This is a genomic window from Acidobacteriota bacterium (genome assembly GCA_016715115.1).
GTDB lineage: Bacteria > Acidobacteriota > Blastocatellia > Pyrinomonadales > Pyrinomonadaceae > JAFDVJ01.
The window spans coordinates 541,212-554,283 of sequence record JADKBM010000004.1; the positions used below are offsets into that span (position 1 = coordinate 541,212).

Annotated in this window: 16 protein-coding genes; 9 read left to right on the forward strand and 7 right to left on the reverse strand. The window is 55.9% G+C overall.

Annotation, left to right across the window (positions count from 1 at the left end):
* Positions 1-74 precede the first annotated feature (74 nt).
* Positions 75-401 carry a hypothetical protein gene (locus IPN69_04625; GenBank protein MBK8809998.1) on the reverse strand — a complete coding sequence of 109 codons (327 nt, stop codon included), beginning with the start codon at positions 399-401 and terminating at the stop codon, positions 75-77.
* On the opposite strand from IPN69_04625, the gene IPN69_04630 reads away from it, so the two are divergent.
* The 3 genes from IPN69_04630 to dapF all read left to right on the forward strand — a co-directional run bounded on the left by IPN69_04630 (position 339) and on the right by dapF (position 3,807).
* Entirely contained in the window at positions 339-2,237 is a 1,899-nt protein-coding gene (locus IPN69_04630; GenBank protein MBK8809999.1) for a M20/M25/M40 family metallo-hydrolase, read from the forward strand. The genes IPN69_04625 and IPN69_04630 overlap by 63 nt on opposite strands.
* A gap of 222 nt (positions 2,238-2,459) precedes the next feature.
* Entirely contained in the window at positions 2,460-2,858 is a 399-nt protein-coding gene (locus IPN69_04635; GenBank protein ID MBK8810000.1) for a copper-binding protein, read from the forward strand.
* Positions 2,859-2,940: 82 nt separating this feature from the next.
* Entirely contained in the window at positions 2,941-3,807 is an 867-nt protein-coding gene (gene dapF, locus IPN69_04640) for a diaminopimelate epimerase (protein MBK8810001.1), read from the forward strand.
* A 19-nt stretch (positions 3,808-3,826) separates the two neighbouring features.
* Here the strand turns inward: dapF and IPN69_04645 are convergent, their stop codons facing one another.
* Positions 3,827-4,111, reverse strand: a complete 285-nt coding sequence (locus IPN69_04645; GenBank protein MBK8810002.1) for a hypothetical protein — start codon at positions 4,109-4,111, stop codon at positions 3,827-3,829.
* A gap of 209 nt (positions 4,112-4,320) precedes the next feature.
* Here IPN69_04645 and IPN69_04650 point away from each other — a divergent pair, with 209 nt between their 5' ends.
* The 6 genes from IPN69_04650 to IPN69_04675 all read left to right on the forward strand — a co-directional run bounded on the left by IPN69_04650 (position 4,321) and on the right by IPN69_04675 (position 9,451).
* Entirely contained in the window at positions 4,321-5,532 is a 1,212-nt protein-coding gene (locus IPN69_04650; protein MBK8810003.1) for a S1/P1 nuclease, read from the forward strand.
* A 55-nt stretch (positions 5,533-5,587) separates the two neighbouring features.
* Positions 5,588-6,721, forward strand: a complete 1,134-nt coding sequence (locus tag IPN69_04655) for a M20 family metallopeptidase (protein ID MBK8810004.1) — start codon at positions 5,588-5,590, stop codon at positions 6,719-6,721.
* Positions 6,722-6,725: 4 nt separating this feature from the next.
* Positions 6,726-7,655, forward strand: a complete 930-nt coding sequence (locus IPN69_04660) for a site-specific DNA-methyltransferase (GenBank protein ID MBK8810005.1) — start codon at positions 6,726-6,728, stop codon at positions 7,653-7,655.
* Positions 7,656-7,727: 72 nt separating this feature from the next.
* Complete coding sequence (xth, locus tag IPN69_04665) at positions 7,728-8,498, forward strand: exodeoxyribonuclease III (protein ID MBK8810006.1); 771 nt, start codon at positions 7,728-7,730, stop codon at positions 8,496-8,498.
* 99 nt (positions 8,499-8,597) lie between these two features.
* Positions 8,598-9,263, forward strand: a complete 666-nt coding sequence (locus IPN69_04670) for a nitroreductase family protein (protein MBK8810007.1) — start codon at positions 8,598-8,600, stop codon at positions 9,261-9,263.
* A 14-nt stretch (positions 9,264-9,277) separates the two neighbouring features.
* A complete protein-coding gene (locus tag IPN69_04675; protein ID MBK8810008.1) occupies positions 9,278-9,451 on the forward strand; it encodes a hypothetical protein in 174 nt (57 codons plus the stop codon).
* A 111-nt stretch (positions 9,452-9,562) separates the two neighbouring features.
* Here the strand turns inward: IPN69_04675 and IPN69_04680 are convergent, their stop codons facing one another.
* From IPN69_04680 to IPN69_04700, 5 genes are all read right to left on the reverse strand, one after another.
* Positions 9,563-10,918: an amidohydrolase family protein gene (locus tag IPN69_04680; GenBank protein ID MBK8810009.1), complete on the reverse strand. Its 1,356-nt coding sequence runs from the start codon at positions 10,916-10,918 to the stop codon at positions 9,563-9,565.
* On the reverse strand, positions 10,915-11,478 hold the full coding sequence (locus tag IPN69_04685) for a lytic transglycosylase domain-containing protein (protein ID MBK8810010.1): 564 nt from the start codon (positions 11,476-11,478) through the stop codon (positions 10,915-10,917). The genes IPN69_04680 and IPN69_04685 overlap by 4 nt, the downstream gene beginning before the upstream one ends.
* 41 nt (positions 11,479-11,519) lie before the next feature.
* The gene (locus IPN69_04690) at positions 11,520-12,305 is read right to left on the reverse strand and encodes a hypothetical protein (protein MBK8810011.1); all 786 of its coding nucleotides are present in this window, start codon (positions 12,303-12,305) and stop codon (positions 11,520-11,522) included.
* A 3-nt stretch (positions 12,306-12,308) separates the two neighbouring features.
* Entirely contained in the window at positions 12,309-12,491 is a 183-nt protein-coding gene (locus IPN69_04695) for a hypothetical protein (protein MBK8810012.1), read from the reverse strand.
* A 74-nt stretch (positions 12,492-12,565) separates the two neighbouring features.
* Complete coding sequence (locus IPN69_04700; GenBank protein ID MBK8810013.1) at positions 12,566-13,027, reverse strand: type II toxin-antitoxin system VapC family toxin; 462 nt, start codon at positions 13,025-13,027, stop codon at positions 12,566-12,568.
* Positions 13,028-13,072: the final 45 nt, after the last annotated feature.

Consider the following 13,072-nt stretch of genomic DNA (forward strand, 5'->3'; position numbering starts at 1 on the left):
TGGAATCTGAAATCTGGAAATCTTAGGATCCGGTATCAATACTTCGGTCCGGGAGTGCCGCGTCCAACCATCCGCTACCGCAGATGGTACCGACTCGACGCGATTGAAACGCGATTCGGGATTCCCAGTATGGAACCCTTGGAATTCGGGAATCTTCGAATCTCGAACCCTGGAATATGGAATCCTTGGGATCCTTGGAATCTGGAATCTGGAATCGTGGAATCTTTGAATCTGGGATTCTTGGAATCTGGAATCCTTGGAATCCCGGAATCTTTGAATCTGGAATCCTGGAATCCTGGAATCCAAAGTATTGAAATCTTGAATTCCCCGAAATCGATATGAAAAAGCAGTTCTTGAGTTTTCTCCTTCTTCTTTCGTTCGTCCTGAGCGTAGCAGCGCAAAGGGCCGATGTCGTCGACCAGAATCTACGCAGCAACGTCGCCTATCTGACGTCGGACGCTCTTGAAGGGCGCAGGACCGGCGAACAGGGCGCAACGGCGGCGGCGGGTTACATCGCGAATATGTTTTCGCAGTTCAAGCTGAAACCGGGCGTTTCGATGGCCGGCGACGGAAAGGCGACGCGCGGATATATGCAGAAGTTCCCGTACACCACCGGTGTCGAGATCGGAGCGACCGGAAACGAATTCAAACTGAGCCTGAAAAACGCTTCGGGAGCGTCGGTTCTCGTTGAAGACGGAAATCCGATCCGTCCGCTTCTCTCCTCGCCGAACGGCGACGTTCAGAACGCCCCGGTTGTCTTTGCTGGTTACGGGATCGAGTCGGCCGAGTCCAAGTTCAACGATTATGAGGGTCTCGATATCGCCGGCAAAGTCGTGCTCGCCTTCGACGGCAATCCCGAAAACGACTCGCCGCGTTCGGCGTTTTCGCGCTTCAGCATTCACGCCAAGGCCAAGCTCGTGAAAGACAAGGGCGGCGTCGGCCTGCTTCTCATCTCGCGCGAGGACAAGTTCGAGAATGACCGCAACGCCGCGGCAAAATACGATCAAACGATAGGCGAGACTGCAGTTCCTGCGTTCGCCGTTTCACGCACCGCCGCGGCGAATATGCTCGGTTTGAAGGAAACCGAACTGAAAACGATCGAAACGCTGACGGCGATGAAAAAGGATACTTCGGCCAGCATCAAGGTCGGATTTCGCGATCTTTCGCCGATGGTCAGTTTCAAGACCAATCTCGTCAAGAAACAGACCGACGCCTATAACGTCATCGGAATTCTCGAGGGCAACGATCCGAAACTTAAGGAAGAGGCGATCGTCATCGGCGCCCATTACGATCATCTTGGCCGCGGCGGCCAGGGAAGTCTGGCGGTAAACTCGACCGAGATCCACCGCGGCGCGGACGACAACGCGTCGGGAACGTCGGCAATGCTCGAGCTCGCGCGGCAGTACGCGAAGGAGAAGAAGAACAAGCGGACGCTGATCTTCATTTCTTTCGGAGCCGAAGAAGAAGGCCTGATCGGTTCGAAGTATTACGTCAACAACCCCGTCTTTCCGCTCGAAAAGACGGTCGCGATGATGAATATGGATATGGTCGGACGCCTTAACGAGGACAAGCTCAACGTCGGCGGGATCGGCACCGCGGCCGAATGGCGCGATCTGGTGACGAAGAAGAACGAGATCATCCCTGCAGTTTACGGCGATTCGAAAAAGACGAACCTCGTCCCTCCGACACCCGAAAGTTCTTATCGTTTCAAACTCCAGCTCAACGAAGACGGCTTTGGCCCGTCGGACCATTCTTCGTTCTACAGCAAGCAAATTCCGGTGCTGTTCTTCTTCACCGGCACGCACGCCGACTACCACAAGCCGTCCGACACGGCCGACAAGATCAACTACGCCGGTTTGAAGAAGATCGCCGAGTACGTCAAGGACGTCACGAACTACGTCGATCAGAGCCCGGTGCGTCCGACTTACAAACTCGCGCAGTCACAACAGCAAGGGGACGGCCGTCGCGGGTTCGCGGTGACGATCGGCGTCGTTCCGGGATACGGCGAGGCGAACGACGGAATGATGCTCGACGGAGTGCGCGACGGCGGACCGGCGGCGCTCGCGGGAATCAAAGGCGGAGACAAGATCGTGAAATTCGCCGGCAAGGAGATCCGCAACGTCCAGGATTACACATTCGTCCTGGGTGAATTGAAGGCCGACGTCGAATACGAGATCGTTATCAAACGCGGCGCTGAAACGCTGACTTTGAAGGTCAAACCGACGGCGCGAAAGTAGTGCGCGCCGTCGAAAAACCGGGAACTTTGAAAAACCTGCTTGATTGAAGCAACAGGCTGTTCTTGACACAGATGAACACGGTTGGTTGAGACCGACTCGGCGCCATTACGGTCGAAAAGACATATGATCTTATCCCGCCGATCCGTGTTCATCTGTGGTTAAACTGCCCCCGATTTCCTTCAAGCCGCTGTTTCAAAGCTCCCTCATCTGGAAATGAAACGTATGTCACTTTTTGGAAGGCGGATGGCGAAAGGCTGGATTCTCGTTTTGATCCTGGTTTGCGCGGTCGCCCCGGCGTGTCAGAGGAACTCGGCCGTTGCCGGAAATCGTGCGGCAACGCCTGCGCCGACCAACTCGGCGATTCCGAAACCGTCGCCTACTCCCGAGAGTTCGAAGATCAAGACCTACAACGGCCGCGGCGTTGTGACGAAGATCAATCTCGAACTCGTTTCGGTCGAACTCAACCACGAAGAGATCCAAGGACTGATGCCGGCGATGATTATGGAGTTTTTCGTCAAAGAGAAAAGCGAACTTGAGGTGCTGAAACTCGGCGACAAAGTAGAATTCGTCCTCGAAGACAATGCCGGCTCCGAACGAATTATCAGCATCAAGAAGAGCTGATCGGAGCCGGGAGCGCGGATCGGAGCGCGGGCATCCCTGCCCGCTTTCGGTCTTAACATTTCCCCGAACGGACTTGAATCGTATGCTTTCTTTCTCAAAATTCCACGGTTTCGGAAACGATTACATTGTTATTGAGGCAAATGCTCTTGCACAGATAACGGATATCGGGGCGTTTACGAAAGAGTTCTGCGACCGTCACACCGGAGTCGGCTCAGACGGGATCGCGATTCTCGAACGACTTGACGATCCAAACGCCGATTTCTCGTGCCGCATCATCAATCCGGACGGAAGCGAGGCCGGATTCTCGGGTAACGGGACACGCTGTGCCGTCGCCTATGCCTTCTACAAAAAGCTCTGGTCGCAATCGAATGTTCGTCTGAAAACCAAAAGCGGCATAAAGAACTACCGACTTGTCGAGACGATCGCCGACGGACATTATTGGTTCGATGCCGAGATCGGAAAACCGCGCCTCGCGTCCGACGAAGTGCCGTTCGCTTCGTCGGAGCGAATGTTGTCGGTTATCGACCAACCGGTGACGGTAATGGATCACTCGCTGCTCGTTTCGTGCGTCAATGTCGGAAATCCGGTGGCGTGCGTTTTCGTCGAGAATTTTGAATTCAACTGGCGCGAGATCGGGCGTCGGCTTGAGACTCACACGGCGTTTCCCGAGCGGGCGAACATTGTTTTTGTAAAGGTCGTAGACCGCGACAACATCGAACTCCGCATCTGGGAACGCGGAGCGGGCGAAACGAGCGCCTCCGGAACCTGTTCCAGCGGCGCGGCCGTCCTGACCGCATTCCGCGCCGAGACAAACCGGCGCGTCAACGTTCACACGGAGGGCGGCACGACGATCATCACGTGGCGCGATGACGATGAGATAATGATCCTCGGACGCGCGGATTTCGTTTTCAGCGGCGAGTATGGAGCGAACGCATCTCTCCAAGCCTGACGCGCAATCGCCAAACGCCTCAAGAAATCATAATCCCTGTTCGCGCGAGCGCTCCGTCAGGCGAAATAACCGGTGGGTAGTAGAACGGTCCGAAAGTTCTCAGGCTCTCGGCGTCGAATTTCTTCATCGCGCCGCAGTTCAGGCAGGCGCGGTATGACGATTGCCGATTTGAAAACGGACGGCTCAATTCCTTGTGCCAGCACCCGAAAAGTTTGCCGAAGATTCCGATCCTATCTCCAAAGACATTTTCGTTCCGGTTGTCTGCTGCTCCGGGAATTTGATTTTGCGTTAAAACTGACTCCATTGGTTTGCACCTCTTTAGCTGATCTTGCCAGCAACCCTCCAATCTTTAGACGCTCGTCGCGGTCACTTTTGCTGTTTGTTTAGATGCCTTCGCGTCGAACGGATTTGTCTCCGGCCGAAGCGCGCGAGACCAAACTTTCAAATCCCGCTTTTTTTAATCCCCTAAGTTCGCTAAAATCTTCCAGTCGGATTCAAGGAATCGCTCCATCAATGAAAAGAAAACTGTTTCTTCTTTTGTTCGCGTCGTTGACGTTTTCGCTGCCGGTTCTCGGCTGGAACGATGTCGGACACAAGCTTTCAAGCTATATCGCGTGGCAGAGGCTTTCGCCCGCGGCGCGCGAACGCGTCGTCGCGTTGCTGTCCAAAGCGCCCGAGGACTCCGGGCTCGCGGCGCTCTATCCACAGGATTCGCGATCGACGGCCGCAAAACAACGCGAGTTCTTTATGATCGCGGCATTTTGGGCCGATATTGTCCGCGATCGGAACTTCCCGCTTCGCAACAAGTATCACCGAGGTAACTGGCATTACTCCGATACGTTTTGGCGCCTTGATAACGGGAAACTCGAGATTCTGCCGAACCCGAGCGAGGACGGCGGAAAAGCGGTCGAACAGTTAATGGAAAGCGAAAAGACGCTCCGCAACGCGACCGCGACCGAGGCCGAAAAGGCGATCGCGCTGGCCTGGTTTCTGCACCTCGCCGGCGACATTCATCAGCCGCTTCATACGTCGGCGCGGGTTACGGAACAGGAACCGAAAGGCGATCAGGGCGGCAACCTTTTCGTTCTGACTCCGAAGGATACCCCTCGCGAGAATCAGATGAATCTTCACTGGTTCTGGGATTCGATCGTCAACCGCGTGATCGAGCGCAAGGACGAGGCTGCCGACAGCGCGTATCTGCCGCCGATCGCCGAAAAATGGATGAAGATCCACCCGTTTGGCAAATACCGGTCGAAGATCAAACCAGGGCAGTTCGCCGAGTGGCAGAAGGAGAGTTTCGAATTGGCGACGAGTTCGGTCTTCCCGGGAAGTCTGAAGCGGGAAGCGATGCCGTCGGACGATTACGTCAAAGGCGCCTTTCGGATTTCGGAAGAGCAGATCACGCTCGCGGGATATCGGATGGGCGAGATGTTGAACAGCATTTTCGACACGCCGGCAACGCAGGCCAATGCTGATCCGCCGTGCCGGATCATCCGCCGCGTTTCGTATCCGGTTTCAAAAACGAATCTGCCGGACGCGAAATTCGAGATCGCGCTGCTTGATCTTTGCCCGCCGAACAAGGGAATGGTCGCGCGCCCGATGACGAGCCTGATGATCAACGGTGAATTCAAGATGTTCGAGTATGACGTGGTTCGTATATTCAAGTCCGAACAGGAAGCGCGCGATTTTGCTCGGATGAACAACATCAAAGACATCGGCTTTTAATTCTTGCCGAGCCCGAGACGCTCACTCCGGGATAAGGCACTTAGCGAAAACTCAAATGGACAAATTGCTAGAATTTTTCAACGGGCGCCAGGAACGCATAATCCGACGGATCCAACAACTTGTTGAGATCGAGTCGCCCTCGCGCGACGAGGCCGGCAGCCGGATGGTCGCCGTTTGGCTCGAAGATGAGCTCAGGCGGATCTCCGACGACTTTAAGATCGAACGGACGGCCGTCGAAGGATTCGGCGAACATGTCGTCATTCGCGCCTACGAAGGCGATCGAAAACCGGTTCTTCTCCTGGGACATACCGATACCGTCCATCCGCGCGGCACAAAGGAACAAAACCCGACACGCATCGAGAACGGCAAGCTTTACGGCTGCGGCACCTTCGATATGAAGGCGAACGTGGTGGTAATGCTCGAAGTATTGCGCGCCTTCAAGGAGTTCGACCTTTCGCCGCCGAGGCCGATCACGATCGTCTTGAGCTGCGATGAAGAGATCGGCAGCCACAGTGGACGCGAGATAGTCGAACGCGAAGCGGCGCTCGCCGAGTATGTGCTCGTCTGCGAACCATCGGCCGACGGCCGCGCGAAGACCGGGCGCAAGGGCACGGGAATGTTCACCATCAGGGCGCACGGAATTCCGGCCCACGCCGGACTCGAACCGGAAAAGGGTGCGTCGGCGATCCTCGAATTGGCAAGGCAGATCCAGAAGCTCCATTCGTTGAACAGTCCGGCAAAAGGCACGACAGTCAATGTTTGCACGATCGCCGGCGGCACGACGTCGAACGTCATTCCGTCGGAGGCGGAATGTGAGGTCGATGTCCGTTTTTCGTCGATGAAGGAAGCGCAACGAATCGAGGCCGCGATCGACGCGCTCAAGCCGTTTGACGAGCGCGTCCGGCTCGAGGTCATCGGTGAGATCAACCGTCCGCCGATGGAGCGCAGCCGGGCCGTTCTGAAACTCTATGAACGGGCGCGGAAAACCGCGCTCGAATTTGAATACGAACTCGGCGAAACGACGGTCGGCGGCGCATCGGACGGTAATTTCGTTGCCGCGCTCGGAGTTCCTCTTCTCGATGGGCTGGGTATTTGGGGCAACGGGGCGCATACCCTCAATGAGCACGTCATCGTCGACGATATCCCGAAACGCGCCTTGCTTCTCGCGCGAATGATCCTTGAGAAATGAGAAAATGACCGCGCAAAACCCCGAAAAGATTCGCGCACCGCGAAACCGGACGATCGGGATCAAACCATCCGAAACGGACCGTTTGCGGGCGCTGGTTTCCGTCGACGCGCGCGATTTTCGAAATAAGGTCATCGGCGGTGACGCGTTCGCGATTTTGGAGCAACTTCCCGCTTCGACCTTCGACCTGCTTTTCGCCGACCCGCCGTACAATCTGACGAAGAGCTTCGGCGAAGAATCGTTTCGCCGGACCTCGCTCGACGACTATGAGGCGTGGCTCGACTCGTGGCTCGTCAAATGCGTTCGGTTATTGAAGCCGACCTCGTCGGTTTACATATGCGGCGACTGGCGTTCGGCCGCCGCGATCCAGCGCGTCGGGATGAAGTATTTCCGGCTTCGAAACCGAATCACCTGGGAGCGCGAAAAAGGTCGCGGCGCAAAGCGGAATTGGAAAAATTCGTCCGAGGACATTTGGTTTTTCACCGTGTCCGACGACTTTGTTTTCAATACCGAAGCCGTCAAGATGAAGCGCCGCGTGATCGCGCCGTACACCGAAAACGGTGAGCCCAAAGATTGGGAGCGATCACCGGACGGTGATTTCAGGCTGACGCACCCGTCGAATCTTTGGACGGATCTGACGGTTCCGTTCTGGTCGATGCCGGAAAACACGGATCATCCGACGCAAAAACCCGAAAAGCTGCTGGCCAAGATCGTCCTGGCTTCGACCAACGCGGGCCAGATTGTCCTCGATCCGTTTGCGGGGAGCGGCACGGCCGCCGTCGTCGCCAAAAAACTCGGCCGCGATTTCTGCGCGATCGAGAGCGACGGGCAGTATTGTTTGCTGGCGCAGAAACGTTTGGAACTGGCCGAAAGCGATACGTCTATTCAAGGATTTGAAGGCGGGATCTTTTTTGAACGGAATTCGAAAAGCCGGTGAACTTGGTTTTTTGATCTGGGCGATAAGATCCTTTGGAGCAAGTATGAAGGGCCAAAGCTCCGCAGAATAATTATGAAAGTAGCAACCTGGAACGTAAATTCGATCGCGATTCGGCTCGAGGCGGTGTTGCAGTGGCTTGAGACGACGAAGACGGACGTGCTTTGTTTGCAGGAAACCAAATGCGTTGACGACAAGTTTCCGCAGATGGACTTTTTGCAGGCCGGCTACAACGCCGTTTTTATGGGCGAAAAGAGCTATAACGGCGTCGCAATTCTGTCACGCCACGCGATCGAAAAGCCGCAATACAACTTCGCCGACGACGCCCCCGAAGCCCCGAAACGGCTCATCGCCGCGACGATCGAAGGCGTGCGGATCGTCAACACATACATTCCCAACGGCACAGAGCTCTGGTCGGACAAATTTACTTTCAAATTGGATTGGCTGCAGCGTTTGCGACGGATGTTCGACAACGATTGTCCGAAGGACTCCGACGTTCTGCTGTGCGGCGATTTCAACGTCGCGCCCGAGGAACTCGACGTTTGGAGCGTCAAAAACTGGGAGGGCAAGCTGCATTTTTCAAAACCCGAACGCGCGGCGATCCATCACGTCAAACAATGGGGATTCACCGATGTTTTTCGCCGGATCAACGGCGACCTTCAGGAGTTTTCGTGGTGGAACTACCGCGAAGGCGCGTTTCCCCGGAATCAAGGGCTTCGAATCGATCACATTTGGACGAGCGACAGTCTGGCGGCAAAATGCACGAACTGCTGGATCGACCGCGAACCGCGCACGTGGGAACGTCCCTCGGATCACACGCCGGTCGTGGCCGAATTTTCGGCTTAAGTTCCGCTGGCCGTCTTTTTCGCCTGCGAAAAAGCGCGAAACTGGATTGATTCAGGCTTCCGCGGAGCGCTAACGAAGCGTGCCGCCGAACCGATACCTATGAATGAACCCAATTTTATCCCGCTCAAATTCAAACGGCCGGAATCGGACGCGAATGGACTATCCCGTGCCCGGGAGTTTTTCGAGAACCTTGATCGCCGCCGGACAGTGCGCGACTTTTCTGATGAGCCGGTACCGATCGAGGTTATCGAAACGGCGATCCGCGCGGCAGGAACGGCGCCTTCGGGGGCAAATATGCAGCCCTGGCGGTTCATCGTCGTGCGCGATCCGGGGACGAAACGCAAGATCCGCGAAGCCGCCGAACACGAGGAATCCGAGAGCTACAACAATCGGATGAGCGACAAATGGCTGCGCCGGCTGGCACCGCTCGGAACCGACGAACACAAGCCGTTTCTCGAGATCGCGCCCTATCTGATAGTCGTTTTCCGGATCACTTCAGTTACCGAAAACGGCGAATCTGAACCGACCTATTATTCGCAGGAATCCGTCGGGATCGCCGTCGGATTGCTGCTCGCGGCGCTCCACACAGCGGGTCTGGCAACTCTCACGCACACGCCGAGCCCGATGAAGTTCCTGCAGGAGATTCTCGGACGGCCGAAATCCGAGGTTCCTTTCGTACTGATTCCGGTCGGATATCCGGCCGAAGGAGCAAAGGTCCCTGACATCAAGAGAAAATCGCTGGATGAAATTATGTTGGTTGTTTGATTTCCGATATATGAATGGTGATTTCGGGATTTGGGATTTGGGATTTGGGATTCCAGATTCCAGATTCCAGATTCCAGATTCCAAGATTCCAGATTCCAAGATTCCAAGGATTCCAAGATTCCAGATTCCAAGATTCCAAGGACTCCAAGGATTTCAGATTCCACGGCACTCCCGGACCGAAGTATTGATACCAACCGATCTTCAACCATCCGCTGGGGCAGATGGTACTGACTCGTCCCGGCCCCGAATAAAAAGAACCCTTGGGTTTTTCAAAGCTCCCGAATTGCGAATTCGATAAACTAATCTTCGCGCGGCATCTTCAGGCCGATTCCGGCGAGCGTTTTCCGGATCTCGCTTTGATCGACCTTTAATGACTTTCCATTGCGGACGATCTCTTCGCCGGCGACGACCGTCAAGAGAACGTCGCGGGAGTTGGTTGCAAACACCAGCGCGGAATTGATGTCGTGAATCGGCAACTGCGCGACGTTGTCGAGGGCAACGACGATCAGGTCGGCCTGTTTGCCGGCTTCAAGAGACCCGATCTCGTCTTCGAGTCCAAGCGCGCGGGCGCCGCCAATCGTCGCGGTTTCGATCATCTCTCGCGGTTGAACGAAACGATTCGATTCGTCCGCGGTTCGCGCCAGAAGCGTAGCGAACCGCGCCTCTTCAAACAGATCGCAAACGTTATTGCTCGCCATCGAATCGCTTCCCAGTCCGGTTCTTACCCCGCGCTCAAGGAATTTTTCGAACGGCGCCGCACCGTGTCCGAATTTGGCGTTGGACTTCGGGCAGTGGGCGACGCGCGAATCGGAATCGGCGATGAGATCGATGTCGGCATCCGAAACACGAACACAATGCGCCAAAAGCGGTTTGGCGCGGAGCACGCCGATCTTTTCGAAATAGGCGATCGTCGAACTCGCCGGATTACGGAACTCGAAACCGAACTTTTCATAAACTCCGGCGAAGAACCCCGTTCCGTAAAGCATCAGATCTTCTTCCATCACCGATTCCGCCGCGTGAATCGTCAGTTTGACCTCATCCCGAAGCGAATAGTCCGTGATCGATTCGAACAACGAAGCGCTGACCGTGTAAGGCGCGTGCGGCGAAATCCCGGCGCGGACAAGTGTCGTCTCGCGTGCCCGCAACGCCTCGAACCTGTTCCTCAGTATCACGAAATCGTCGGCGGCAGTTCGGTCGTCCGGCGAAAACTCGGTTTCCTGATAGACGATGCCCCGCAAACCGTTAGCGGTGAGGGCCTTGAAACCTGCCGAACCGAGCCGGCCGATATCGGCAAAACACGTTACGCCGGCACGCGCGCCCTCGAACGCACCGGCGATTGCCGCGAGTTCGAGGTCACGCTCGTCGAGCCGTTCGCCGCGCGTGGTCGTGATCTTTATCAGCCAGGAATGAAAATCGTGGTCGAATTCATCGGCGAATCCGCGCATCGAGGTCAGTTCGAGATGCGAATGGACGTTCACGAGTCCGGGCATTATCGCAGCCTCGCCGAAATCTTCCCGATCGGCGTCCGGAAAGCGCGCGATCACATCGGCAAGCGGTCCGACCGCAGCGATCAGATCTTCCTCAAACGCGATCGCGCCGCCTTCGATCGGCGGCGCGGATATCGGAAGCAAGTACTTGGCGCTGAAGATCTTCATCGTTTCTGTTCGTAAAAGCGCTCGAGGATCGACGTGACATAAGATCTCGTCGATGCGATGCCTATCAACCGCACAAATTCTTCTTCCTTGAGCCGAGAGGCGTCCGGCGCGCCGCGCGTCCATTCCTCGACACGGCTTGGGCCGGCGTTGTAGGCCGCAAGCGTCATCGCATTCTCGGCCGCGTAATCGTGATATCTTTCGCGGAGTTTTTCAAGGTACCAACAGCCGATCTGTATGTTGCGTTCCGGATCCCTGAGAAGCAGATTGACGTTTTCGGCCGACTGTTTTTCAAACTCCTTGAGCCCGGTCTCCTTCGCCCACTCGCGGGCGACGGTCGGGGTTATCTGCATCAGGCCGACTTCGGCGTCCGCACCGACCATCCAGGCACGAAAGTAGGTCTCCTCGTAGATCACGCTCCAGACGAGCCGGTCATCAAGCCTGTAGACAGTCGCCTGCCGAAAGATCAGTTCGTCATAGCGATGGATCCAATATTGCCTGAACACGTAGTAACCGACCGCGCCGGCTCCGATTAGCAGGATCAGGACTAAACCGATAATCACAAAACGACGCATATTTGGACCCGTTATGCGTGAAGCCGCAACTAATTCGGCCGTTTGAGGGCACTCCAATGATCTGCCGAACGCACGGCGCGGTCGATTCCCTCAAAACCGCGCGGCTTGCCCTGAAGAACGATGTGGCCCTGCAGCCAAACGTCCGCTCGGATGTAAGACCCGACACTTATTCGAGTTCCGGTCAAAGCAGTTTGATTGACGAGAACTTCGAGAAAAAGGTCGCCGACTTCGACGTAAAACCAAAACAAATCGCTCCCCGAATGAGGATTGCGGATCGACTCGAGCGCGCGGATCCGGCCGGACAAACTCCATTCGTTCTCTTGTTCCACGACGTTCAACACCAGTTCGTCGCAGTTGATCCAACTCGGTTCGCACGGTTCTTCAAAAACCTCCGCGCGATAGGCGAGCCCGCAAAGACCAACGTTCAGAATCGAGGCGTCAAGAACGCCGGTTCCGACCTCGGTCAGGTTTTGGAGTTCGAACAGCACTTCAGTTTCCGTGTCCTCAATGAATCCGTGAACGATCGCAGCGCCTTCTTCGGCAACTTCGGACAGAATCCAGGGTGAGATTGAATGGGTGCGACGGGCGCGGAATGCCGGGCGGCAGTCGGCGTAAACAACCTCGCCCGGTCGCGGTTCATAAAGCAATGTCCAAACTTCAAGCCCTTTCCCAAGCTTCAGGCACCGGCCGTGGAGGATGCCGTCGGTTCGCTGCAGAAGCGTCGCTTCACCGCGACGACCGACGTCGACCGCCAGCTCGTTAAAGGCGCTTTCGTTGGGAACCTCGATCCCGATCGCTTGAAAAGCAAAATCCATACGTTAATTTGCCTCGCTGCCGACCCGTCCGCGTCGCGGCTTGCCCGACCGCTTGAGTTCGTCGGACAAAGACGGTTTCTTCAGTGATTCCGGAAAGCTTCCGGTGCGAACCATTTCGGCGAAAAGGTCAACGTCGTAATCTGCCTCGCGCGCCATTTCCTGGCGAATCTCGTGCAGAACTTCCAAAAATTTCGGTCGCCGATACATATATGTTGACCCGTCGCAATTGTCGAATGTAACAGAAAAATCGTCAAGTTTCTTCAGAGACTGTGGACAAGAAACTCCGGCGTCACGACGGACGGCGAAAAGAACCCCGCCGCGGTATTGAAAAGCTTGATGCGCGCCTGCTTGCGGACATTCGCGAGGTGACCGAAATTCCAGGTCACCAGATAGTCGACCTTGTAAAAGGACGCGATCGCCACGTGGACCGCGTCGGCCAGAAACCGTCTTTGAAAAATTCCCCGGGATACATAACCTTCCGCGAGTATCGCAACTTCCTCGACAACGTCGAGACTCTCGAGCGGCTTGATCAGATTCAGATAACCGGAACGATGCGGCTCCGCCACACGTTCGAGTTCGCGCCGGACAAGTTCCGAGCTAAAGACGCGATATTCCGAAAGCTCGTGCTCCCACCAGCGAATGGTGAGATCGCGGCGAAACGGCTCCCCGTTGTCGAGGTACGCCCCGACAACCGAGGTTTCAAGATAAAGTGATTGCTTCATCGGAACAGTTAAGTTCTCAATTCCGGAGTTCGAAGTCAACCGCCG

Excerpts from the sequence above, each read along its gene's own strand:
- IPN69_04700 (MBK8810013.1), bottom strand. The coding sequence starts at position 13,027 with ATGAAGCAATCACTTTATCTTGAAACCTCGGTTGTCGGGGCGTACCTC.
- xth (MBK8810006.1), top strand. The coding sequence starts at position 7,728 with ATGAAAGTAGCAACCTGGAACGTAAATTCGATCGCGATTCGGCTCGAG.
- IPN69_04635 (MBK8810000.1), top strand. The coding sequence starts at position 2,460 with ATGTCACTTTTTGGAAGGCGGATGGCGAAAGGCTGGATTCTCGTTTTG.
- IPN69_04660 (MBK8810005.1), top strand. The coding sequence starts at position 6,726 with ATGACCGCGCAAAACCCCGAAAAGATTCGCGCACCGCGAAACCGGACG.
- IPN69_04675 (MBK8810008.1), top strand. The coding sequence starts at position 9,278 with ATGGTGATTTCGGGATTTGGGATTTGGGATTTGGGATTCCAGATTCCA.
- dapF (MBK8810001.1), top strand. The coding sequence starts at position 2,941 with ATGCTTTCTTTCTCAAAATTCCACGGTTTCGGAAACGATTACATTGTT.
- IPN69_04650 (MBK8810003.1), top strand. The coding sequence starts at position 4,321 with ATGAAAAGAAAACTGTTTCTTCTTTTGTTCGCGTCGTTGACGTTTTCG.
- IPN69_04630 (MBK8809999.1), top strand. The coding sequence starts at position 339 with ATGAAAAAGCAGTTCTTGAGTTTTCTCCTTCTTCTTTCGTTCGTCCTG.
- IPN69_04655 (MBK8810004.1), top strand. The coding sequence starts at position 5,588 with ATGGACAAATTGCTAGAATTTTTCAACGGGCGCCAGGAACGCATAATC.
- IPN69_04670 (MBK8810007.1), top strand. The coding sequence starts at position 8,598 with ATGAATGAACCCAATTTTATCCCGCTCAAATTCAAACGGCCGGAATCG.
- IPN69_04645 (MBK8810002.1), bottom strand. The coding sequence starts at position 4,111 with ATGGAGTCAGTTTTAACGCAAAATCAAATTCCCGGAGCAGCAGACAAC.
- IPN69_04680 (MBK8810009.1), bottom strand. The coding sequence starts at position 10,918 with ATGAAGATCTTCAGCGCCAAGTACTTGCTTCCGATATCCGCGCCGCCG.
- IPN69_04690 (MBK8810011.1), bottom strand. The coding sequence starts at position 12,305 with ATGGATTTTGCTTTTCAAGCGATCGGGATCGAGGTTCCCAACGAAAGC.